We start from the raw sequence: 21,930 nt of genomic DNA, 5'->3' as shown, positions 1-21,930 counted from the left end.
GGGGGCGATGCTGCGACCGATCGCGATCGCCGCCGGCGGCACGGGCGGCCACCTCTTCCCCGCCGAGGCATTGGCGGGCGAACTCGCGCGCCGCGGCGAGCGGCCGGTGCTGTTCACCGACGCGCGGACCGCCGCCCGGCTTGGCCCCGGCTTCGCGGGCGTCGAGACGCATGTGATCCGCGCCGAGGGTGTGGCGGGGCGCGGTCTCGCACGCCTCCCCGGTGCGCTGGCGGCACTCGCGCTCGGTGTCATCGAGACGCGCGGCCTGCTCGCGCGCCTCGCGCCCGCGACCGTGGTGGCGTTCGGCGGCTACCCCTCGATCCCGCCCGTGCTCGCCGCGCGGCTGCTGCCCCGCGCGCGCCGCCCCCGCGTCGTGCTGCACGAGCAGAACGCGGTGCTCGGCCGCGCCAACCGGTCGCTCGCCCGCTTCGCCGACCTGCTTGCGCTCTCGACCAAGGCCACCATGCGCATTCCCGCCGGCGCGCGGGCCCGCGTGATCGGCAACCCCGTGCGGGCCGAGATCGCGGCCCTGGCCGGCAACCGCTACCCGATGCCCGCACCCGACGCGGCGCTCCATCTGCTGGTGCTCGGCGGCAGCCTCGGCGCGCGCGCGCTCGCCGATCTCGTCCCGGCGGCGGTGGCGTCCCTGCCGGACGGGCTGCGCACCCGGCTTCGCCTGACCATGCAGTGCCGCGCGGAGGATCTCGACCGCGCGCGCGCCACGCTCGAAGGCTCGGGCGTTTCGGCGCGGCTCGCGCCGTTCTTCGACGATGTCGCCACCCTCTACGCGCGCGCGCATCTCGTGATCGCGCGCGCCGGCGCCTCGACGGTCGCCGAGCTCGCCTGTGCCGGCCGGCCATCGCTGCTGATCCCGCTGCCGCATGCGATCGACGATCACCAGACCGCGAATGCGCGCGCGCTCGCCGACGCGGGCGCGGCCGAACTGCATCCGCAGGCGAAACTGACACCGGCCGCGCTCGCGGCACGTCTGGCGGCGCTGCTCGGCGACCCCCTGCTGCTCGCCCGCATGGCCGAAGCGGCGGCCGCGCTCGCCGCGCCGCACGCCGCCGCGCGGCTCGCCGATGCGGTGCTGGTGCTGGCGCCGACGGAGGTTCCCTGATGCGCGCGCTCCCCCTCTCCATCGGCACGATCCACTTCGTCGGCATCGGCGGCATCGGCATGTCCGGCATCGCCGAGGTGCTGCACAATCTCGGCTACACGGTGCAGGGCAGCGACATCGCCGAGGGCTATACGGTCAAGCGCCTGCGCGAGAAGGGCGTGCGCGTGATGATCGGCCACCGCGCCGAGAACCTGGGCGATGCCCAGGTGGTGGTCGTCTCGACCGCGGTGAAGCGCGACAACCCCGAGGTCGTCGCCGCGCGCCAGCACCTCATCCCGGTGGTGCGCCGCGCCGAGATGCTCGCCGAGCTGATGCGGCTGAAGTGGTCGATCGCGATCGGCGGCACGCATGGCAAGACCACGACCACCAGCCTGATCGCCGCGGTGCTGGAGGCGGCGCATCTCGACCCGACCGTGATCAACGGCGGGATCGTCAACGCCTATGGCGCGAACACGCGGCTCGGCGCGGGCGACTGGATGGTGGTCGAGGCCGACGAGTCGGACGGGTCGTTCCTGCGCCTGCCCGCGCTGATCGCCGTCGTCACCAACATGGACCCCGAGCATCTCGACCACTGGGGCACGGCCGAGGCGATGAAGGACGGCTACGCCCAGTTCGTCGCCAACATCCCCTTCTACGGCTTCGCGGTGCTGTGCCTCGACCATCACGAGGTGCAGGCGATGATCCCCCGCCTCTCCGATCGGCGCATCGTCACCTACGGGTTCTCGCCGCAGGCCGATGTGCGCGCCGAGAAGGTGGTGATGGACCGGCTCGGCGCCACCTTCGAGGTGGTGGTCTCCGACCGCCATGCCGGGCGGACGCGCCGGCTGAAGCCGTTCCGCCTGCCGATGCTGGGCGCGCACAACGTGCAGAACGCGCTCGCCGCGATCGCGGTCGGCGTCGAGATGGAGCTCTCCGAGGACACGATCCGCACCGCGCTGCTCGGCTTCAAGGGCGTGAAGCGCCGCTTCACCCGCACCGGCGAGGTCGGCGGCATCACCGTGATCGACGATTACGGCCACCATCCGGTGGAGATCGCGGCGGTGCTGAAGGCCGCGCGCCAGGCCGGCGCGCGCGAGGTGATCGCGGTCGTGCAGCCGCACCGCTACACGCGGCTCGCCTCGCTGTTCGAGGAGTTCTGCACCTGCATGAACGACGCGGCGACGGTGATCGTCGCCGATGTCTATCCGGCGGGCGAGCAGCCGATTCCGGGCGTCGATCGCGACGCGCTGGTCGACGGGCTGCTGGCGCGCGGGCATCGCAGCGTCGTTGCGCTGCCCAATCCGTCGCAGCTCGCCGAGATGGTGCACGCGATCGCCAGGCCCGGCGACTATGTCGTCTGCCTCGGCGCCGGCTCCATCACCAGCTGGGCGAACGCGCTGCCGGGCGAGCTTGCGGCACTGCAGGCCGCCATCCCGCGCCGCGCCAATGGTGGCAGCGCATGATGCCCGCCGCGCGCACGCCCCATCTGATCGAGCGTCTGCCGCGCGTGCGCGGCCGGCTCGCCGCCGATGCGCCGATCGGGGGGTTCACCTGGTTCCGCGTCGGCGGCCCGGCCGAGGTGCTGTTCCGCCCCGCCGACGAGGACGACCTCGCATCGTTCCTGGCCGCGCTCGACCCGGCCGTGCCGGTCACGGTGATCGGGGCGGGCTCGAACCTCATCGTGCGCGACGGCGGCGTGCCCGGCGTGGTGGTGCGGCTCGCGCGCGGCTTCGGTGCGATCGCGGTGGAGGCGGACGGGGTGGTGGCGGGCGCGGCCGCGCTCGACGTCACGGTGGCCGAGACCGCCGCCGAGGCCGGGCTCGACGAACTGGCCTTCCTCTCCGGCATTCCCGGCAGCGTCGGCGGCGCGGTGGCGATGAACGCCGGCGCCTACGGCGCGGAGGTGAAGGACGTGCTCGACTGGGCCGAGATCGTCACGCGCGACGGCCAGCGCGTCCGGCTCGACGCGGCCTCCCTCGCCTTCGCCTATCGCAGCGCGCGCCTGCCGCCCGGCGCGATCGTGACGCGCGCGCGCTTCCGCGCCCGCGCGGGCGATCCCGCGACCATCGGCGCCGAGATGGCGCGCATCCGCGCCGCGCGCGAGGCGACGCAGCCGACGCGCGCGCGCACCGGCGGCTCGACCTTCAAGAACCCCGAAGGCGCGAAGGCCTGGGAGCTGATCGACGCGGCCGGCTGCCGCGGGCTCACCCGCGGCCGGGCGCAGGTGAGCGAGAAGCACTGCAACTTTCTGCTCAACCTGGGCGGTGCGACGGCCGCCGACATCGAGGGGCTGGGCGAGGAGGTCCGCCGACGCGTCCATGCCGCGACCGGCGTGACGCTGGAGTGGGAGATCCGCCGCATCGGCATCCCCGGCCGCGGGCTCGCGGAGGTCGTGCCATGACCCGTGTCGCGGTGCTCTACGGCGGCATCTCGGCCGAGCGCGAGGTGAGCCTTGTTTCCGGCCGGCAGGTGATCCCGGCGCTGCGCGAGGCCGGGTTCGAGGTGATGCCGATCGAGGTGACGCGGGATCTCGGCGCGCTGATCGCCGCGCTGACCGCCGCGCGCCCCGATGTGGCGTTCAACGCGCTGCACGGCCGCTTCGGCGAGGATGGCTGCATCCAGGGCATCCTCGACTGGCTGGAGATCCCCTACACGCATTCCGGCGTGCGCGCCTCGGCACTGGCGATGGACAAGGCGGCGGCGAAATCCGTCTTCGCCGCGGCTGGGCTGCCGATCGCTCGGCACCGTCTGGTCACGCGCGAGGCGTTCACCGAAGCGCACCCGCTGCCCACGCCCTATGTCGTCAAGCCCGTGAACGAGGGCTCGTCGGTCGGCGTCGAGATCGTGCGCAACGGCGACAACCGCCGCGCCGAGATCGTGCGCAACTGGCGCTACGGCGCGCACGCGATGGCCGAGACCTACATCCCCGGCCGCGAACTGACGGTCGGCGTGATGGGCGACCGCGCGCTCGCGGTCACCGACATCATCGCCGCCGCCGGCGCGTTCTACGACTACGAGAGCAAGTACGCGGCCGGCGGCTCGCGCCATGTGCTGCCGGCGGAGATCCACCCGGACGCCTACGAGGCCGCGCTCGACATCGCGCTCCGCGCGCACCAGGCGCTCGGCTGCCGCGGCGCCACGCGCGCCGACCTGCGCTACGACGACACCGAGGGCGAGCCCGGCCGGCTCGTGCTGCTGGAGGTGAACACCCAGCCGGGGCTGACGCCGACCTCGCTCCTGCCCGAACAGGCGGCACATCTCGGCATCGCCTTCCCCGCGCTCTGCGCCTGGATGGTGGAGCAGGCACGATGCGGCGCCTGAACGCGCGCAGCGAGGCGCGCCGGCCGGGGCGGCTCAGGCTCTGGCTGCGCCGGTCGCGCCGCTTCGCCAAGCCGGCGGCCCTCGGCGCGATCGCGCTCGTCGCCTTCGCGGCCGGCGCGATCGCCTGGCGCTCCGGCCTGCCCGGCCAGCTCGCGGAGATGGTGCGCGAGCGCATCATCGCCGCCACGGCCTCCGGCGGGCTGGTCGTCGCGCGTGTCACCGTAGAGGGACGCACACACGCGGACGCCGCCGAGATTCTGGCCGCGAGCGGCCTCGCCCAGGGCCAGCCGATGCTGGACGTCTCGCCCGAGGCGATCCGCGCGCGCCTGGAGGCGCTGCCCTGGGTCGAACAGGCCGCCGTGCAGCGCCGCTTCCCCGGCCACGTGCATCTCGTGATCGCGGAGCGCACGCCCTTCGCGATCTGGCAGAACCGCGGCCGCTTCGCCCTGATCGATCGTCAGGGCCGCGTGATCGTGCGCGATGCGGTGGAGCGCTTCGCCGCCCTGCCGCTCGTCGTGGGCGAGGGCGCGGCGAACGAGGCGGCGACGCTGCTCGGCGTGCTGGCGATGTATCCCGAGGTGCAGCGGCGCGTCACCGCGGCGGTGCGCGTGAACCAGCGGCGCTGGAACCTGCGCCTCGCCTCGGGCGCGGATGTGCTGCTGCCGGAAGGGCACGAGGCGGCCGCGCTGGAACGCCTGATCGCGCTGCATCAGGAGAACCAGGTGCTCGATCGCCAGCTCATCGCGGTCGATCTGCGCCTGCCCGACCGGATGGTGCTGCGCCCTGTGCCGGGCGAGCAGCCCGAGCCGCGCCAGACCGCGCCGGAGCGGAGGACCCGCGGATGAACGAGATCCCGCGCCGCCCCCTGGGCGGGTTCGAGGCCGCGCCGGTGCAGCCGGCGACACCGCGCGGGCGCTATCGCGGCCGCTCGGGCCCGATCTCCGTGCTCGATGTCGGGTCGAGCAAGATCACCTGCCTGATCGGCCGCGTCGAGAGCGATGGCATGCTGCGCGTGCTCTCGGTCGGGCATCAGCGCTCGCGCGGCGTGCGCGCGGGCTCGGTGGTCGATCTCGACCAGGCGGAGGGAGCGATCCGCGCGGCGGTGGCGCAGGCCGAGGAACAGGCCGACCTCCAGGCGCGCGAGCTGGTCGTCAACCTCTCCTGCGGCCAGCCCGAGAGCCGGCACTTCAACGTGCAGATGCCGCTGCACGGACAGGCGGTGGGCGACAACGAGCTCCGCCGCATCGTCGCCGAAGGCCGCGCCCGCGCCTATGCCGAGAGCCGCGAGGTCGTGCATGCGATCCCGCTCGGCTACACGGTGGACGGCACGAGCGGCGTGCGCGACCCGCGCGGCATGGTGTGCGAGACGCTTGCCGCGCGGCTGCATGTGGTCGATGCCGCGGTGGCAACGCTGCGCAACCTCGCCGCCTGCTTCGCGCGCTGCGATCTCGAGATCGAATCCCTCGTCGCCGCGCCGTTCGCGAGCGGGCTGGCGACGCTGGTCGAGGACGAGCGCGAGCTCGGCGTGACGGTGGTGGACATGGGGGCGGGCACGACCAGCCTCGCCGTGTTCGCCGACGGGCACCTGCAGCACACCGACGTCATCCCAGTGGGCGGCCATCACGTCACCAACGACGTCGCGCGCGGGCTCTCCACCACCATCGCGCACGCGGAGCGGATGAAGACGCTGCACGGCTCGACCGGTGCCGCGCCCGAGGATGACCGCGAGCTGCTGCCCGTGCCGCTGGTCGGCGAGGACGATCACGCGATCGCCAAGGTGCCCCGCTCGATGCTGGTCGGCATCATCCGCCCGCGGCTGGAGGAGACCTTCGAGCTGGTGCGCGCGCGGCTCGAGGATGCGGGGCTCGGCCGGCTCGCCGGGCGGCGCGTCGTGCTGACGGGCGGCGCGTCGCAGCTGATCGGCGTGCGCGAGCTCGCTGCCCATGTGCTCGACAAGCAGGTCCGCCTCGGCCGTCCGCCGGTGCTGCGCGGCCTGCCCGACAGCGCCGCCGGCCCCGCCTTCGCCGGCGCGATCGGCCTGCTGATCTGGGCCGCGACCGAAGGGCAGATCGCGCGCGATCTCGCCCCCGTCGGCCATGCCGGCCCGCCCGGTCCCGTCCGGCGCCTGTTCACCTGGCTGCGCGAGCGGCTCTGAGCCATGCGCAGCGCCTCCAACCCCGAACCCCGACGCCCCAGCGAGGAGACTTCCCCATGGCGATCACCCTGACGGTTCCGCAACAGGCGATGAACGACTTCCAGCCGCGCATCACCGTGATCGGTGTCGGCGGTGGCGGCTGCAACGCGGTGAACAACATGATCGCCTCGTCGCTCGACGGGGTGGAGTTCATCGTCGCCAACACCGACGCGCAGAGCCTGCTGAACAGCCGCGCGGACCGGAAGATCCAGCTCGGCCCGCACCTGACCCAGGGACTCGGCGCCGGGGGCCGACCCGAGGTCGGACGGGGGGCCGCCGAGGAGGCGGTGGAGGAGATCGCGGGGCATCTCTCGGGCGCCCACATGGTGTTCATCACCGCCGGCATGGGGGGCGGCACCGGCACGGGGGCGGCACCGGTGGTGGCGCGCGTGGCGCGCGAGCGGGGCATCCTCACCGTCGGCGTGGTGACCAAGCCTTTCGAGTTCGAGGGGCTGAAGCGGCGCCGCTCGGCCGATGCCGGGATCGAGGAACTCCAGCAGTATGTCGATACGCTGATCGTGATCCCGAACCAGAACCTCTTCCGGCTGGCGAACGACAAGACCACCTTCGCCGAGGCCTTCAAGATGGCCGACAACGTGCTCTACATGGGCGTGCGCGGCGTGACCGACCTGATCGTCCATCCGGGCCTCGTGAATCTCGACTTCGCCGATATCCGCTCGGTGATGGCCGAGATGGGCAAGGCGATGATGGGCACGGGCGAGGCCGAGGGGGACGACCGCGCGACGCGCGCCGCCGAAAGCGCGATCAGCAACCCGCTGCTCGAGGAGGCCTCGATGAAGGGCGCGAAGGGCGTGCTGATCAACATCACCGGCGGGCCCGACATGACGCTGTTCGAGGTGGACGAGGCGGCGAACCGGATCCGCAAGGAGGTCGGCGACGAGGAGGCGAACATCATCTTCGGCTCCTCGATCGACGACGACATGGCCGGCCGGATCCGCGTCTCGGTGGTGGCGACCGGCATGGAGGCGGCGGCCGCCGCGCGGCCGCGGCCCTCCCTGGTGGCGGTCGCCGGCGCGCCGGTCGCACGGCCGATCGCGCCGTCTCCCGCTTCCGCCGCCGTGGTCGCGCCGCCCGCCCAGGTGGTGGTCGGCAACACGGTGATGCAGCCCCAGCCCGCGCCGATCGCGGCTGCCGCGGCGCCCCTGGTCGAGCCGGTGGCGGCGGCCGAGCCGGCACCACAGCCCACCCCGGCCCCGCCGCCGGCCGAACCGGCGCGCACCCTGTTCACGCCCCTGGAGGCGGACCCCCGGCCGCAGCCCCAGACGGCGCCCGCGCCGGCACCGGCGCCCGCGGGCACGGTCGGGCGCGGCCTGTTCCAGCGGATGACCCGGCTGATGGGCGGCGGCGAGACGGAGCCGGCACCGCGCACGGCGCCTCCCGCCCAGCGGGCCGAGCCGATCCTCTCGCCCGTCAGCGAGCCGGTGCCGCGCGCCACGCCCCGGCATGCCTCGACGGACGAGGCTGGCCTCGACATCCCGGCCTTCCTGCGTCGCCAGGCGAACTGACCCCGCGTGCGCTCCCGGTCCGGCCCGCGCGCCCGCACGGCGTGCGGGCCGGTTTCTTTTGGTCGGACGTGCTAGGGCCAACCGGGGCGTCGGGTGGTCGAAAATGTGGAAAAATCAGGGCATTCGGTGATACACGGAGAAACGAAGGTTGACTTGAGGCCGGGGAGTCGGGCGCATAGGGTGCGCCCGTGTTGCGGTGCGGATAGACCCGAATCGCACCTCCCTGGAGACCCACCTGCCGTGCAGATCACCCCACAGGATTGGATGGCCGAGGCTTCGCTGCCCGCGCAGCGCACGCTGAAGGCACCGATCGGCTGCACCGGGATCGGCCTGCATTCCGGCCGGAAGGTCGCGCTCACCCTGCGCCCGGCCCCCGAGGGCAGCGGCATCGTGGTGCGCCGCACCGGGCTGCCGGGTGGGCCGGTCACGATCCCCGCCCGCTGGGACCACGTGGTGGACACCCGCCGCTCGACCGTGCTCGGCGTCCCGGGGCGCCCGGACGCGCAGGTGGGCACGGTCGAGCATCTGCTCGCCGCGCTGGCCGGCTCGGGTATCGACAACGTCGTCGCCGAGGTGGACGGACCCGAGATCCCGGTGATGGACGGCTCTGCCGCGCCCTTCGTGTTCCTGATCGAGTGCGCCGGCATCGCGGTGCAGGACGCGCCGCGGCAGGTGATCGAGATCCTGCGCCCCGTGCGGGTCGAGGAGGGTGACGCTTTCGTGACACTCCTGCCCGATGCCTCGCCCTGGCTCAGCATCGAGATGGAGATCGAGTTCGCCTCGGCCGCGATCCGCCGCCAGTCGCGCGCGATCCGCCTGACCCCCGGCGCGTTCAAGGCCGAGCTCGCCCGTGCGCGCACCTTCGGCTTCGCCGAGGAGATCGAGGCGCTGCGCGAGGCTGGCCTGGCGCTGGGCGGCAGTCTCGCGAATGCGGTGGTCCTGCGGGGTGCCACCGTGCTGAACGCGGGCGGGCTGCGTTACGCCGACGAGTTCGTGCGCCACAAGCTGCTCGACGCGGTCGGCGACCTCGCCCTGGCCGGCCATCGGCTGCGCGCCAAGGTGGTGGCGCGGCGCGCCGGCCATCGGGTGAACAACCTTGCGCTGCGCGCGCTGTTCGCCGATCCCGCGAACTACCGCCTGGTCGATGCGCTGCCCGGCGCGTCGGTGCGCGACGGCGCCTCGGCGCCGATCGCCGCGGCCGCAGCCGCGCCCGTCTGAGCCGCCCGCCGCGACCTCGCGGCTGGTCGCGGCGCTCTCGACGCCCGCGCCCGCGTGGTATAAGCGGCCTGCCGTGATCACCGGAACGCGCCCCGCGCCGATGCCGCGCCGCCATCCCCTTGTCGCCCTGCTGCTCGTGCTGCTGCTCGCGGTCGCATGCGGCAGCCGCGATGCCGCCGACGACCCGCTGATCACGCGCGACCGCCCGGTGGAGTCGATCTACAACGAGGCGGCGGATGCGCTCGAGGCGCGGCAGTTCGCCCGCGCGGTGGCGCTGTTCGACGAGGTCGAGCGCCAGCACCCCTACTCGTCCTGGGCCGTCAACGCCAAGCTGATGGCCGCCTATGCGCAGTACATGCGCAACAACTACACCGAGGCGATCGGCGCGATCGACCGCTTCATCCGCCTGCACCCGGCGAACCCGAACATCGCCTATGCCTACTACCTGCGCGCCCTCTCCTACTACGAGCAGATCGCCGATGTGGAGCGCGACCAGCGGCTGACGCAGCAGGCGCTGGCGGCGCTGACCGAGGTGGTGAACCGCTTCCCCGACACGCCTTACGGACGCGACGCACGGCTGAAGATCGACCTCGCGCGCGACCATCTCGCCGGCAAGGAGATGGTGATCGGCCGCTGGTACCAGAACCGCCGGCTTTATCTCGCCGCGATCAACCGCTTCCGCCGCGTGGTCGAGGAGTACCAGACCACCAATCACGTCGCCGAGGCGCTGCACCGGCTGACCGAGTCCTATCTCGCGCTCGGGCTGACCGAGGAGGCGCGACGCACCGCTGCCGTGCTGGGCCACAACTTCCCGGGCTCGCCCTGGTACCAGGACAGCTACGCGCTCCTCGTCCCGGGCGCCGCGCCGGCCGACGCTGACCGTCCGGGCCTGCTCGCGCGCTGGTGGGCGGCGATCTTCTGAACGCGCGCGCGGCGGCACGGCACGGATGCTCGTCGCTGTCTCGATCCGCGATGTGGTGCTGATCGACCGCCTCGATCTCTCGCTCGGCCCTGGCCTGACCGTGCTGACCGGCGAGACCGGCGCGGGCAAGTCGATCCTGCTGGACAGCCTGGGCCTCGCGCTCGGCGTGCGCGCCGAGGCCGGGCTGGTGCGCGCGGGCGCGGCGCAGGCCGTGGTCACGGCGGCGTTCGAGCCGCCTGCCGGCCACGCCGCCTTCGCGCTGCTGGCCGAGCACGGCCTGCCCGCCGAGACTCCGCTCACGCTGCGCCGGGTCGTACAGGCCGATGGCCGCTCGCGCGCCTTCATCAACGACGAGCCGGTGAGCGTGACCCTGCTGCGCCGGCTCGGCGAGACGCTGGTCGAGGTCGAAGGACAGTTCGCCCAGGTGGGGCTCGCCGATCCGGCGACCCATCTCGGCCTGCTCGATGCCTTCGCGGGGCTGGAGCCCGACTGCGCGCGCCTGGCCGGCGCACATGCGGCTTGGCGTGCCGCCGAGCGCGCGCGCGCCGAGGCCGAAGCCGCGATCGCGGCCGCGCGGCGCGAGGAGGACTGGCTGCGCCATGCGGTCGCCGAACTCGCGAAGCTCGCGCCCGAGCCGGACGAGGAGACGCGGCTCGATGCGACGCGGCGGCGCATGCAGCAGAACGAGAAGCGCGTCGAGGCGATTGCCGCCGCGCGTGACGAGCTGACACGCCATCGCGGCGTCGCCTTCGCCCTGCGCAACGCCGTGCGCGCGCTGGAGCGGCTGCCGCCGGCGGAGGATCTCGCCCCTGTGCTGGCGGCGCTCGGCACGGCGCAGGACAGCGTCGCCGATGCCGAGGCGATGCTCGATCGCCTGCTTGCCGATGCCGGTCCCGATCCGCGCGCGCTGGAGGAGGCCGAGGAGCGGTTGTTCGCGCTGCGGGCGGCGGCGCGGAAGCATCAGACCTCGGTTGCCGAACTTCCGGCACTGCTCGCCGACATGAACGACCGCCTCGCCGCCCTCGATGCGGGAGAGGAGCGTCTTGCCGGGCTTGCGGAGGCGGCCAAGGCGGCGCGCGAGACGTACCGGACAGCGGCACTCGCGCTCTCGGCCGCGCGGCGCGAGGCGGCCGAACGTCTGGACCGCGCGGTGATGAAGGAACTGCCGCCGCTCCGGCTGGAGAAGGCGCGCTTCGTGACCGAGATCGTGGCGCGCGACGAGGCCGAGTGGGGCGCGGATGGCGCCGATCGCGTGCAGTTCCTGGTGGCGATGAATCCAGGCCAGGCCCCCTCGCCGCTCGCACGCTCGGCCTCGGGCGGCGAGCTCGCGCGGCTGATGCTCGCGCTGAAGGTGGTGCTGGCGAAGGGCAGCACCGTGCCCACGCTGGTGTTCGACGAGGTCGATGCCGGCATCGGCGGCGCGACCGCTGCCGCCGTCGGCGAGCGGCTCGCGCGACTCGCGCGCGGCGTGCAGGTGCTGGTGGTGACGCATTCGCCGCAGGTCGCGGCCAAGGGGGCGGGCCATTGGCGCGTCAGCAAGGCGACGGCGAAGGGATCGACCGTCACGCGCGTCGAGACGCTGGATGCGGCGGCGCGGCGCGAGGAGATCGCGCGCATGCTGGCGGGCAGCCGCATCACCGAAGCCGCACGCGCCGCCGCCGCCGATCTGCTGGCGGGGGTGGCGTGAGGCGGATCGCCGGGCGGCGCGCGCGCGACCGCGAGGCCGATACGGTCGCGGCGCTGTTCAACGGCATCAACAGCATCGGCCGCGACGCACCGCCCGTGACGATGACGGCGGAGCATTTCACCGGCATGATCCTCACCGATCGCGCCTTCACGGTGCTGGCGGACGCGGCATGACACCGCCGCGCAGCAAGCCGGTCGAGGCGCTCACCGAGGAGGAGGCTGCCGAGGAGCTCGCCCGCCTCGCCGCCGAGATCGCGCATCACCGCGACCTCTACTACCGCCAGGACGCGCCGGCGATCTCGGATGCCGAGTACGACGCGCTGGAGGCGCGCAACGCCGCGATCGAGGCGCGCTTCCCGGCCCTCGTGCGTGCCGACAGCCCCTCGCAGCGCGTGGGCGCCGCGCCGTCGGAGGCCTTCGCCAAGGTGCGCCATGGCGAGCCGATGCTCTCGCTCGACAACGTGTTCGATGCGGGCGAGTTCGCCGAGTTCTGCGCGCGCATCCGCCGCTTCTTGCGCCTGCCGGCGGACGAGCCTCTCCGCTTCGTCGGCGAGCCGAAGATCGACGGGCTCTCGATCAACCTGCTCTACGAGGACGGCGTGTTCATCCGCGGGGCGACGCGCGGCGACGGCATCGAGGGCGAGGACGTCACCGCGAACCTGCGCACGATCGCGGACCTGCCGCTGCGCCTGAAGGGCACGTTCCCGTCGCGCATCGAGGTGCGCGGCGAGGTGTTCATGGAGAAGGCCGACTTCCTGGCCTTCCGCGACGCGCAGGCCGCTGCCGCCGCCGAGCGGGAGGAGCGGCGCAGGCGCGGCGAGAAGCTCGGCGAGGCGGTGGTGATCCCGGCCAATCCGCGCAACGCCGCCGCGGGTTCCGTCCGCCAGCTCGACCCGCGCGTCACCGCCGCGCGTCCGCTGCGGCTGATCGCCTACGCGATGGGGGCGGCAAGCGAGGCGCCGGCGGAGACGCACTGGGACTATCTCGCGCGGCTGAAGGCGTGGGGCTTCCGCACCAACCCGCTCTCGCGCCTGCTCGACAGCGAGGCGGATGCCGCCGCCTTCCAGGCCGCCATGGCGGAGAAGCGCGCGAGCCTCGGCTACGACATCGACGGCGTGGTCTACAAGCTCGACCGGCTCGACTGGCAGGCGCGGCTCGGCTTCGTCGGCCGCGCGCCGCGCTGGGCGGTGGCGTGGAAGTTCCCGGCCGAGCAGGCGACGACGAAGCTGCTGGCGATCGAGATCCAGGTCGGGCGGACCGGCGCGCTGACCCCGCGCGCGGTGATGGAGCCGGTGAATGTGGGTGGCGTGGTGGTGCGGCATGCCACGCTGCACAACGAGGACGAGATCGCGCGCAAGGACGTCCGCGTCGGCGATACGGTGATCATCCAGCGCGCCGGCGACGTGATCCCCCAGGTCGTCGGCGTTGTGAAGGAGAAGCGGCCGAAGGACGCGAAACCCTTCGTGTTCCCAACCACCTGCCCGGCCTGCGGCAGCCACGCGATCCGCGACGAGGGCGAGGCCGTGCGCCGCTGCACCGGCGGGCTGATCTGCCCCGCGCAGCGGGTCGAGCGGCTGAAGCACTTCGCCTCGCGCCGGGCGATGGACATCGAGGGGCTGGGCGAGGAGAACGTCGAGCTCCTGTTCCGCGAGGGCCTGGTGAAAGCGCCGGCCGACATCTTCCGCCTGCACCGCCACGCGGCGACGATGCGCGGGTGGGAGGGATGGGGCGAACGCAGGATCGCCAAACTGCTGGATGCGATCGAGGCGCGACGCCGCGTTCCCTTCGATCGCTTCATCTTCGCCCTCGGCATCCGCCGCATCGGCGAGGCGAACGCCAAGCTGCTGGCGCGCCACTACCACACGCTGGACGAGTGGCGCGCGAAGATGATCGCCGCGCGCATTGTCGGCTCCGAGGCGCGCGAGGAGCTCGGATCGATCCAGGGGATCGGCCCGGCGATCGCCGAGGAGCTGGTGGAGTTCTTCGCCGAGCCGCGCAATCTCGCGGCACTCGATGATCTCGCCCGCGAGGTCACGCCGGAGCCGATCGCCCCCGAGGCCGCAATCGAAAGCCCCTTCGCGGGCAAGACCGTCGTGTTCACCGGCACGCTCGCGACCATGACGCGCGACGAGGCCGAGGCCATGGCGGAACGGCTCGGCGCGAAGGTGACCAAGAGCGTGTCGAAGAAGACGGACTTCGTGATCGTCGGCGCAGATGCCGGCTCCAAGGCGGCGAAGGCGGCGGAGCTCGGTGTGCGCACCCTGACCGAGCAGGAATGGCGCGAGATGGCAGCGATCGCATGACGCGCGATGGCACCGGCTACGCGGCATCCGGCGATCCGGCCTCGATGGCCGCGCTCGATGCCTTCGCCGAGGACTTCCTCGGCTACCGTGCCGAGATCGGCCGGATCGTCGCCGCAGCGGATGCCGATCCGTCCTGCGCGCTCGCCCATGCCTGGGCGGCGTCCCTCTGGATGCTGACCGAGACGCAGAAGGGCCGCGCGCGAGCCGGGCGCTACCTCGCGCGCGCCGAGGCGGCTGCCGCGACCGAGCGGGAGCGCCTCGCGGTCGCGCATGCGCGCGCCTGGGCGGAGGGCGACAGCGCGACCGCGCTCGCCGTCTGTGAGCAGAGCGCGCGCGCGTTCCCGCGCGATCTCGTCGCGGTGAAGTTCGGCACCTATCACGCGCTGAACCGCGGCGACTCGCTCGCACTGCTGCGCCTGCCCGCTCTCGCGGCGAACGCCAACCGCAGCGTCGCCTACCTGCACGGCATGCTTGCGTTCGGCCACGAGCAGTGCCACGCGCTCGCGGAGGCCGAGGCGAGCGCGCGCCGGGCGATGGACCTGCGCGCGGACGAGGCCTGGGCGCATCATGCGCTCGCCCATGTGCTGCTGACCACCGACCGCGCCGAGGAGGGGATCGAGACCTTCCGGGCGCTCGCGCCGACCTGGGAAGGACGCAACCCGTTCATCGTCACGCACAACTGGTGGCACTACTGCCTGTTCCTGCTGGACCGCGACCGTACGGAGGAAGCGCTCGCGCTCTACGACGCGCGCGTCTGGGCGCTGGAGAAATCCTGGGGGCAGATCCAGGCAGGGGCCGTGGCGCTGCTCGCGCGGCTCGAACTCCTGGGTGTGGCTGTCGGCGACCGTTGGGGCGCGCTCGCGCCGCATCTCGCGACGCCGCAGCAACGCCATGTCGAGCCGTTCATCGACCTGCATCTCGTCTATGGGCTCGCGCGCGCCGCACATCCGGAGACGGAGGCGGTGCTTGACGGGATCGCAACGACCGCGTCGACGGCACACTCCGCGACACGGGCCGCCTGGGCCGAAGTCGCGCTGCCGGCGGCACGCGCGCTTGCCGCCCATGCACGCGGCGATGTCGAGGCCTGCGTGCGCGACCTCTCGCCCACCCTGCCGCGGATGCACGAGATCGGCGGCAGCCACGCCCAGCGCGACCTGTTCGATCAGATCCTGATCGACGCGCTGCTGCGCACGGGCCGCCTCGCCCAGGCGCAGCGCATGCTCGCGCTGCGCCACGCCTTCAACCCGCGCGTGCCGGCGACGAAACGGCTGCTCGATCGCATGCTGACGGCATCGGGGATCGTCGCGCATCACCGCGCCTGATCGGACTCATCACAAGAATCATCAACGATCCCGCGGCGTTTGCGGCACCATGGACCGATGCCGATCGAGCCTGCGGTGCTGGCCACCTATCTCGTCGCCTGCGCGGTCATGGTCGTGGTCCCCGGACCCGACACCGCGTTCGTGCTCGGTCAGACGCTTGCGCGTGGCCGGCGTGCCGGCTGGGCCGCGACCTGCGGAATCTATGCCGGCGCATCGGTGCACATCACGCTCGCGGCGCTCGGCGTCTCGACGGCGGTCGCCGCATCGCCGGTGCTGTTCGAGGCGGTACGGCTGGTCGGCGCCACCTACCTGCTCTGGCTCGGTGTCCTCGCGCTGTGCGCGGCGTTCCGACGTGATCGCAGCGCGCTGACGGCTGCGCCGCCGGCGCGACGCGCCTTCGTCCAGGGGATGCTCACCAACCTGCTCAACCCCAAGGTCACGATGTTCTTCCTGGCCTTCCTGCCGCAGTTCGTCGACCCCGCGCGCGGACCCGTCTGGCTGCAGATGATGCTGCTCGGGCCGCTGCTGCCGCTGCTCTCCGTGCCGTTCTTCGCCGCGGTGATCGTCGGCGCGGACCGTGTTGCGGCGCGTGTCTCCGCGGGGCCCGGCGTGCGCTGGCTGCACGGCGCGACCGGCGCGATCTTCGTCGGGCTCGCCGCGCGGCTTGCCCTGGCGCGCTGATCATACCCGCCGCACGAAGGTTTCACCTTCGTGCGGCGGGTATGAGGTTTCCTTTGGCGCGCAGCCGCCACACCAGCCCTGCGCGCGATGCCTTCCGCACAAAGGCTTGGCCATTGTGCGGAAGGCATCACAGCGGCCGGCAGGCGGCGGCGAGCCACATCCGGTCGGCGGGATCGAGCAGGGGGCCCACCTCGTGCGCCACGCGCGCGTGGTAGGCATCGATCCAGGACCGTTCCGACGGAATCAGCAGCGCCGGCTCGATGAGCCGCCGGTCGAACGGCGCGAGCGTCAGCGTCTCGAAGCCGAGGAACGACTTGGCCGCGCCCTCGAACGGTGCCTCGACCACCAGCACCAAGTTCTCCAGCCGGATGCCCCAGCGTCCCGGCGCGTAGAAGCCGGGCTCGTTCGACAGGATCATTCCCGGTGCGAGCGGGATCGGCCGGGCCGCGCGCGACAGCCCCGTCGGCCCCTCGTGCACCGAGAGATAGGAGCCGATGCCGTGGCCCGTGCCGTGGTCGTAATCGAGGCCCACGTCCCACAGCGCACGGCGCGCCATCGCCTCCACATGCGGGCCTGCGACACCCTTGGGCCAGCGCAACGTCGCGATCGCGATATGTCCCTTCAGCACGCGGGTGAAGCGGTCGCGGATCTCGCCGATGTCCGCGGGGGGGTCGCCGACCAGCACGGCGCGCGTGACGTCGGTGGTGCCGTCGAGATACTGCGCGCCGCTGTCGCTCAGATAGACGTCGCCCGCGACGATGCGCCGGTTGCTCGCCCCGGTCGCGCGGTAGTGGATGATCGCGCCGTTCGGCCCCGCGCCGCTGATCGCGGGGAAGGACTCGCCGCGGAACCGCTCGCCCTCGGCGCGGAACGCAAGCAGGCGCTCGGCCGCCTCGACCTCCGTCAGCGCGCCGGTCGGCGCCTCGCGGTCGAGCCAGGCGAGGAACCGGCACACCGCGACCGCGTCGCGCCGATGCGCCGCGCGGGCGCCCGCCTGCTCGACCGTGTTCTTGGTCGCCTTGGGCAGCGCCACCGGATCGGACTCCGCGACGAGACGCGCGCCGGCCGCCCGCAGCCGTTCGGCGAACCAGGCAGGCGCCGTGCGGGGATCGACGAGTACCGCCTCGCGCGCGGCCCCCAGCCGGTCGAGCGCGGGGGCCAGCGCGGCACGCGGCTCCACCGCGACGCCGTTGCCGAGATGGGCGCGCGTCGCCGGGTCGATCCGCGCAGGGTCGAGGAACAGGCTCACCTGCCCGTCGGCGCGCAGGATCGCGAAGGCCAGCGCCACCGGGTTGTAGGGCACATCGTCGCCGCGGATGTTGAGCAGCCAGGCGATGCTGTCGGGCGCGGTCAGCACGGCGGCCGACGCGCCCGCCTTCGCCACCGCCTCGCCGATGCGCACGCGCTTGGCGGCCGCGTCCTCGCCCGAGAACACGGCCGGGTGCGGCGCGACCGGGCTCGCAGGCGGGGCGGGCCGGTCGGTCCAGACCTCGTCCAGCGGATTGGGCTCGGCCGGCACCAGCGCCGCCCCCGCCCCCTCGACGGCGCGGCGGAGCTTCGCCAACGCCTCCTCGGCGTGCAACCAGGGGTCATAGCCGAGCCGGTCGCCGGGCTTCAGCGCCTCGGCGAGCCATGCCTCGGCGGGCTGCTCGATCGAATGGCGGATCTCGAAGTGCGCGGCGTCCACCTCGGCCCGCACCTGAAGCTGGTAGCGCCCGTCGGTGAACATGGCCGCCCTGTCCGCGAGCACGATCGCGAGCCCGGCCGAGCCGGTGAAGCCGGTCAGCCAGCGCAGCCGGTCGGCCGAGGCCGGGATGTACTCGTTCAGGTGCTCGTCCGCACGGGGGACCAGCAGGCCGGTGAGGTTCCGGCGCTTCAGGGCGGCGCGCAGCTCGGCCAGACGACGCTCGGGTTTCACGTGTGTTTCATAGCTCCTAAGAATTCATGCGTTTAGCGCATGACGGACCACGGATGTTCCCGCATGTTGCACATGATGAGACAGCCTATGTTGCACCTGCGAAGAGCGAGGGACACAGCCCAGGGGATCAGCCCCGAGGCCGGGAGTGGACCTCCGACGCACACAGGACGCAAGACGATGGATGCCCGCATCACGAAGGAGGAGACCGCCCTCCTGATGAGCCTCACCCCCAGCCGCCATGCCCAGCAGGTGGAGGAGATCCGGCTTGCGGCGATCCGCGCGCGTGACGAGGCGATCGGCCGCGCCATCCGCGACGCCGTGACCGGGCTCTTCCGGGCGCTGCGCAGCATCGCGAACTTCATCATCACCTACCCGGAGCGCCGGGCGGTGTATGAGCACCTCAACGCGCTGTCGGACCGCGAGCTGGCCGATATCGGCCTGACCCGCGGTGATCTCGCCCGGGTGTTCGACGCCGACTTCGCCAAGACCCGCGAGCTGGCGGCGAGGCCGGCGAGCCGGCCGGCGATGCCGCTGACGGCCGCGAACAGCAATGTCGCGGTGGCCAAGGCCGCCTGACCGGCGCGGTGACGGACGACCATCGAGGGCGGAGCCGGCGACGGCTCCGCCCTCAGCGTTTGTGGAGAACGAGCGTCGCCCAGCCGTTCACCACGATCCGCCGTTGCAGCACCATCCCGGCGCGGCGGTGCGCGACCTCGACCATGCGCGCCTGCGCCGGGTGGAAGCCCGAGAGCACCGCGCGCCCGCCGCGGCCGAGGTTGCGCGCGGTCGTTTGCGCCATCGCGCAGAGCGGGCGGGCGAAGATGTTGGCGAAGGCAAGCGCGTAGGGCGCGCGACGGCGGATCGCGCGGGCGCGCCAGGCATCGCCCGGTACGAGCTCCACCAGGCGGTGCAGGCGGTTCATGCGCGCGTTCTCGGCCGCGACCCGCGCCGCCCAGGGATCGAGCTCGACGCCGACCGCGCGGACGCGCCACAGCGCGGCGGCCGCCAGCGCCAGCACGCCCGATCCCGTGCCGATGTCGGCGACCGGCCCGCAGCGCCTGAGCCCCTCCAGCGCGATCAGGCAGCCGCGCGTGGTCGCGTGCTCGCCCGAGCCGAACGCGAGGCCCGCATCGATGGTCAGCGCGATGCGGCCCGGCATGGTCGCGTCGGCGTCGTGCGTGCCGCGGATCAGGAAGCGCCGGCCGATCGGCTGGGGCGGGAACGCCTCGCGCGTGCGCGCGAGCCAGCCCTCGGCCTCGACCTCGCCGGTCGCGACCTCGGGAACCGCGATGCCGGAGGCGGATGCGGCGAGCACCAGCGCGGTGTCGAGGTCTGCCCGGCGACCGGGATCGCGCAGGATGCCCTCCACCGACCACGTGCCGCAGCTCTCGTCGAGGCGAAGGAACGATACGGCCTCGCAGGCGGTCTCGAAGGCGGCGACCACCGCCGGCACGGCGCGCTCCGGCACCGTCACGGACAGTCGCGGCAGCACGCTCACGCCTTCTCCACGAAACGGTCGAGGATGCGCTTCACGCCGGTCGGGAAGGCGACGTCGAGCTTGTCGTCGTCCACGCGCTCGACCGTCCCGTAACCGAATTTCTGGTGGAACACGCGATCGCCGCGGGTGAAGCGCTCGCTCCGTTCCGGACGCGGCTCGACCTCCCAGGCCCCGGCCTCGATCACCCGGCCGCGACCCGCACCGCCGAAGCCGATGGCGGGAAAGACCGACGCGGCACCGGGGGTCACGCGCATCGCGACGGACGGCGCGGTCGCGCGCGCGACGTGCTCCTCCGGCAGTTCGGCGAGGAAGCGCGACGGGATGCAGGACTGCCAGTTCGCGTAGATGCGCCGGTTCGCGGCCCAGGAGACGACCGCGCGGCTTCGCGCGCGCGTCAGACCCACATAGGCGAGCCGCCGCTCCTCCTCGAGCGCCTTCGCGCCCCCCTCGTCGAGCGCGCGCTGGTTCGGGAACAGCCCCTCCTCCCAGCCGGGGAGGAACACGGTGTCGAACTCCAGCCCTTTCGCCGCGTGCAGCGTCATCAGCGAGACGCGGTCGCCCTCGGCGGCCTCGTCGTTCTCCATCACCAGGGCGACGTGTTCGAGGAAGCCCGCGAGTGTCTCGAAATCGGCGATCGCGCGCAGCAGCTCGCGCAGGTTGTCGAGCCGCCCGGGCGCTTCGGGCGATCTGTCTTGGCGCCACATCTCGGTGTAGCCGGACTCGTCGAGCATCGCCGCGACGGTCGCCACATGACCCTCGCGGTCGAGCATCGCGCGCCAGCGTTCGAAGTCGCGCAGGAGCTGCGCAAGCGCCGCGCGCGGCCGTCCCTTCAGCGCGTCCGACTGCGCGACGCGATCGGCCGCGATCGCCAGCGGCACGGAGTCGCGCCGCGCGGTCTCGTGCAGCGCGCGCAGCGCCGCATCGCCGAGCCCCCGTTTCGGCACGTTGACGATCCGCTCGAAGGCAAGATCGTCGGAGGGCTGGTGCAGCACGCGCATATACGCCATCGCGTCGCGGATCTCGGCGCGCTCGTAGAAGCGCAAGCCGCCGATCACGCGATACGGGATGCCGAGCGTGATCATGCGCTCCTCGAAGGCGCGGGTCTGGAAGCCGGCGCGCACCAGGATCGCGATCTCGGCAAGCGCATGGCCGTCACGCCGCAGCGCCTCGATGCGCGCGCCGACGGCGCGCGCCTCCTCCTCGCTGTCCCACAGCGCGTGTACCTCGACCTTCTCGCCCTCACCGCTCGCGCCAGCCGGACGCAGGGTCTTGCCGAGCCGGCCCTCGTTGTGCGCGATCAGGAAGGAGGCCGCGGCGAGGATCGGCGCGGTCGAGCGGTAGTTGCGCTCCAGCCGCACGATCTTCGCGCCTGGGAAGTCGCGCTCGAAGCGGAGGATGTTCTCGATCTCCGCCCCGCGCCAGGAATAGATCGACTGGTCGTCATCGCCGACGCAGCAGATGTTGCGGTGCTTCTGCGCGAGCAGGCGCAGCCAGAGATACTGGATCAGGTTGGTGTCCTGGTATTCGTCCACCAGGATGTAGCGGAAGCGGCGGTGCACCTCCTCCAGCACGTCCGGTTCGCGCTTCAGCAGCTCCGTCACATGCAGCAGCAGGTCGCCGAAATCGGCGGCGTTCAGCTCGATCAGCCGGCGCTGATAGGCCGCGTAGAGGTCGCGCCCACGCCCGCCCGCGAAGCCGCTGTCCTCGGCCGGGGTGACGGCGGCGGGGGTGAGCGCGCGGTCCTTCCAGCGCTGGATCTCGGCCATCATCCCCTGCGCCGGCCAGCGCTTTGGGTCGATCCGCTCGGCCTCCATCACCTGCTTGAGAAGGCGGAGCTGATCATCGGTGTCGAGGATGGTGAAGTTCGACCGCAGCCCGACGCGTTCGGCGTGGCGGCGCAGCATGCGCGCGCAGAGCGAATGGAAGGTGCCGAGCCAGAGCCCTTCGACCGGGCGGCCGATCATCGCCGCGATGCGCTCGCGCATCTCGCGGGCGGCCTTGTTGGTGAAAGTGACGGCCAGCACCTGGCCCGGAGCCGCGCGGCCTGTCAGCAGCAGATGGGCGAAGCGCGTGGTGAGCACGCGCGTCTTGCCTGTGCCGGCGCCGGCGAGCACCAGCAGGGGGCCGTCGAGCGTCTCCACCGCCTCGCGCTGCTCGGGGTTCAGCCGGGCGAGATACGGGTAGGGCTCGGGGATGGCCGGGTGGCCGATCATGCGCTCATTCTGCGTCAAGTCGGTCATCC

18 protein-coding genes are annotated in these 21,930 nt (G+C 72.9%); 15 read left to right on the top strand and 3 right to left on the bottom strand.

What is annotated here, in order from left to right:
• Positions 1–7 precede the first annotated feature (7 nt).
• From murG to F563_RS0111940, 14 genes are all read left to right on the top strand, one after another.
• Complete coding sequence (gene murG / locus F563_RS0112005; RefSeq protein WP_019014922.1) at positions 8–1,120, top strand: undecaprenyldiphospho-muramoylpentapeptide beta-N-acetylglucosaminyltransferase; 1,113 nt, start codon at positions 8–10, stop codon at positions 1,118–1,120.
• On the top strand, positions 1,120–2,562 hold the full coding sequence (gene murC, locus F563_RS0112000) for a UDP-N-acetylmuramate--L-alanine ligase (RefSeq protein ID WP_019014921.1): 1,443 nt from the start codon (positions 1,120–1,122) through the stop codon (positions 2,560–2,562). Before murG ends, murC begins: the two co-directional genes overlap by 1 nt.
• Positions 2,562–3,500 carry a UDP-N-acetylmuramate dehydrogenase gene (gene murB, locus F563_RS0111995; protein ID WP_019014920.1) on the top strand — a complete coding sequence of 313 codons (939 nt, stop codon included), beginning with the start codon at positions 2,562–2,564 and terminating at the stop codon, positions 3,498–3,500. Before murC ends, murB begins: the two co-directional genes overlap by 1 nt.
• Entirely contained in the window at positions 3,497–4,420 is a 924-nt protein-coding gene (locus F563_RS0111990; protein ID WP_019014919.1) for a D-alanine--D-alanine ligase, read from the top strand. Before murB ends, F563_RS0111990 begins: the two co-directional genes overlap by 4 nt.
• Positions 4,408–5,265, top strand: a complete 858-nt coding sequence (locus F563_RS22430) for a cell division protein FtsQ/DivIB (protein WP_019014918.1) — start codon at positions 4,408–4,410, stop codon at positions 5,263–5,265. The genes F563_RS0111990 and F563_RS22430 overlap by 13 nt, the downstream gene beginning before the upstream one ends.
• Complete coding sequence (gene ftsA / locus F563_RS0111980) at positions 5,262–6,575, top strand: cell division protein FtsA (RefSeq protein ID WP_019014917.1); 1,314 nt, start codon at positions 5,262–5,264, stop codon at positions 6,573–6,575. The genes F563_RS22430 and ftsA overlap by 4 nt, the downstream gene beginning before the upstream one ends.
• A 56-nt stretch (positions 6,576–6,631) precedes the next feature.
• The gene (gene ftsZ, locus F563_RS0111975; protein WP_019014916.1) at positions 6,632–8,140 is read left to right on the top strand and encodes a cell division protein FtsZ; all 1,509 of its coding nucleotides are present in this window, start codon (positions 6,632–6,634) and stop codon (positions 8,138–8,140) included.
• A 264-nt stretch (positions 8,141–8,404) separates the two neighbouring features.
• On the top strand, positions 8,405–9,358 hold the full coding sequence (gene lpxC, locus F563_RS0111970) for a UDP-3-O-acyl-N-acetylglucosamine deacetylase (protein ID WP_019014915.1): 954 nt from the start codon (positions 8,405–8,407) through the stop codon (positions 9,356–9,358).
• A 73-nt stretch (positions 9,359–9,431) separates the two neighbouring features.
• Positions 9,432–10,280, top strand: coding sequence for an outer membrane protein assembly factor BamD (locus tag F563_RS0111965; RefSeq protein WP_425386938.1), 849 nt, complete (start codon positions 9,432–9,434; stop codon positions 10,278–10,280).
• A gap of 25 nt (positions 10,281–10,305) precedes the next feature.
• A complete protein-coding gene (gene recN / locus F563_RS0111960) occupies positions 10,306–11,967 on the top strand; it encodes a DNA repair protein RecN (protein ID WP_019014913.1) in 1,662 nt (553 codons plus the stop codon).
• Entirely contained in the window at positions 11,964–12,140 is a 177-nt protein-coding gene (locus F563_RS24840; protein WP_019014912.1) for a hypothetical protein, read from the top strand. Before recN ends, F563_RS24840 begins: the two co-directional genes overlap by 4 nt.
• Positions 12,137–14,269: an NAD-dependent DNA ligase LigA gene (gene ligA / locus F563_RS0111950; protein WP_019014911.1), complete on the top strand. Its 2,133-nt coding sequence runs from the start codon at positions 12,137–12,139 to the stop codon at positions 14,267–14,269. The genes F563_RS24840 and ligA overlap by 4 nt, the downstream gene beginning before the upstream one ends.
• Positions 14,266–15,591: a tetratricopeptide repeat protein gene (locus tag F563_RS22425; RefSeq protein WP_019014910.1), complete on the top strand. Its 1,326-nt coding sequence runs from the start codon at positions 14,266–14,268 to the stop codon at positions 15,589–15,591. The genes ligA and F563_RS22425 overlap by 4 nt, the downstream gene beginning before the upstream one ends.
• A 57-nt stretch (positions 15,592–15,648) precedes the next feature.
• A complete protein-coding gene (locus tag F563_RS0111940) occupies positions 15,649–16,272 on the top strand; it encodes a LysE family translocator (RefSeq protein ID WP_019014909.1) in 624 nt (207 codons plus the stop codon).
• A gap of 127 nt (positions 16,273–16,399) precedes the next feature.
• Here the strand turns inward: F563_RS0111940 and F563_RS0111935 are convergent, their stop codons facing one another.
• Positions 16,400–18,190, bottom strand: coding sequence for an aminopeptidase P family protein (locus F563_RS0111935; RefSeq protein WP_019014908.1), 1,791 nt, complete (start codon positions 18,188–18,190; stop codon positions 16,400–16,402).
• Between the two features lie 177 nt (positions 18,191–18,367).
• Here F563_RS0111935 and F563_RS22420 point away from each other — a divergent pair, with 177 nt between their 5' ends.
• Positions 18,368–18,766 carry a DUF1127 domain-containing protein gene (locus F563_RS22420; RefSeq protein ID WP_019014907.1) on the top strand — a complete coding sequence of 133 codons (399 nt, stop codon included), beginning with the start codon at positions 18,368–18,370 and terminating at the stop codon, positions 18,764–18,766.
• A 52-nt stretch (positions 18,767–18,818) separates the two neighbouring features.
• Here the strand turns inward: F563_RS22420 and F563_RS0111925 are convergent, their stop codons facing one another.
• Positions 18,819–19,688 carry a 50S ribosomal protein L11 methyltransferase gene (locus F563_RS0111925; RefSeq protein ID WP_019014906.1) on the bottom strand — a complete coding sequence of 290 codons (870 nt, stop codon included), beginning with the start codon at positions 19,686–19,688 and terminating at the stop codon, positions 18,819–18,821.
• Positions 19,685–21,901 carry an ATP-dependent helicase gene (locus tag F563_RS0111920; RefSeq protein ID WP_051089380.1) on the bottom strand — a complete coding sequence of 739 codons (2,217 nt, stop codon included), beginning with the start codon at positions 21,899–21,901 and terminating at the stop codon, positions 19,685–19,687. Before F563_RS0111920 ends, F563_RS0111925 begins: the two co-directional genes overlap by 4 nt.
• Positions 21,902–21,930: the final 29 nt, after the last annotated feature.

It is taken from the genome of Elioraea tepidiphila DSM 17972 (assembly GCF_000378465.1).
GTDB classification, from domain to species: Bacteria; Pseudomonadota; Alphaproteobacteria; order Acetobacterales; family Acetobacteraceae; genus Elioraea; species Elioraea tepidiphila.
This window is presented reverse-complemented; position numbering and strand designations above follow the sequence as displayed.

Bases quoted from the DNA above. Each gene is read 5' to 3' on its own strand.
- murG (WP_019014922.1), top strand. From the start codon at position 8: ATGCTGCGACCGATCGCGATCGCCGCCGGCGGCACGGGCGGCCACCTC.
- murC (WP_019014921.1), top strand. From the start codon at position 1,120: ATGCGCGCGCTCCCCCTCTCCATCGGCACGATCCACTTCGTCGGCATC.
- murB (WP_019014920.1), top strand. From the start codon at position 2,562: ATGCCCGCCGCGCGCACGCCCCATCTGATCGAGCGTCTGCCGCGCGTG.
- F563_RS0111990 (WP_019014919.1), top strand. From the start codon at position 3,497: ATGACCCGTGTCGCGGTGCTCTACGGCGGCATCTCGGCCGAGCGCGAG.
- F563_RS22430 (WP_019014918.1), top strand. From the start codon at position 4,408: ATGCGGCGCCTGAACGCGCGCAGCGAGGCGCGCCGGCCGGGGCGGCTC.
- ftsA (WP_019014917.1), top strand. From the start codon at position 5,262: ATGAACGAGATCCCGCGCCGCCCCCTGGGCGGGTTCGAGGCCGCGCCG.
- ftsZ (WP_019014916.1), top strand. From the start codon at position 6,632: ATGGCGATCACCCTGACGGTTCCGCAACAGGCGATGAACGACTTCCAG.
- lpxC (WP_019014915.1), top strand. From the start codon at position 8,405: ATGGCCGAGGCTTCGCTGCCCGCGCAGCGCACGCTGAAGGCACCGATC.
- recN (WP_019014913.1), top strand. From the start codon at position 10,306: ATGCTCGTCGCTGTCTCGATCCGCGATGTGGTGCTGATCGACCGCCTC.
- ligA (WP_019014911.1), top strand. From the start codon at position 12,137: ATGACACCGCCGCGCAGCAAGCCGGTCGAGGCGCTCACCGAGGAGGAG.
- F563_RS22425 (WP_019014910.1), top strand. From the start codon at position 14,266: ATGACGCGCGATGGCACCGGCTACGCGGCATCCGGCGATCCGGCCTCG.
- F563_RS0111940 (WP_019014909.1), top strand. From the start codon at position 15,649: ATGCCGATCGAGCCTGCGGTGCTGGCCACCTATCTCGTCGCCTGCGCG.
- F563_RS22420 (WP_019014907.1), top strand. From the start codon at position 18,368: ATGGATGCCCGCATCACGAAGGAGGAGACCGCCCTCCTGATGAGCCTC.
- F563_RS0111920 (WP_051089380.1), bottom strand. From the start codon at position 21,901: ATGATCGGCCACCCGGCCATCCCCGAGCCCTACCCGTATCTCGCCCGG.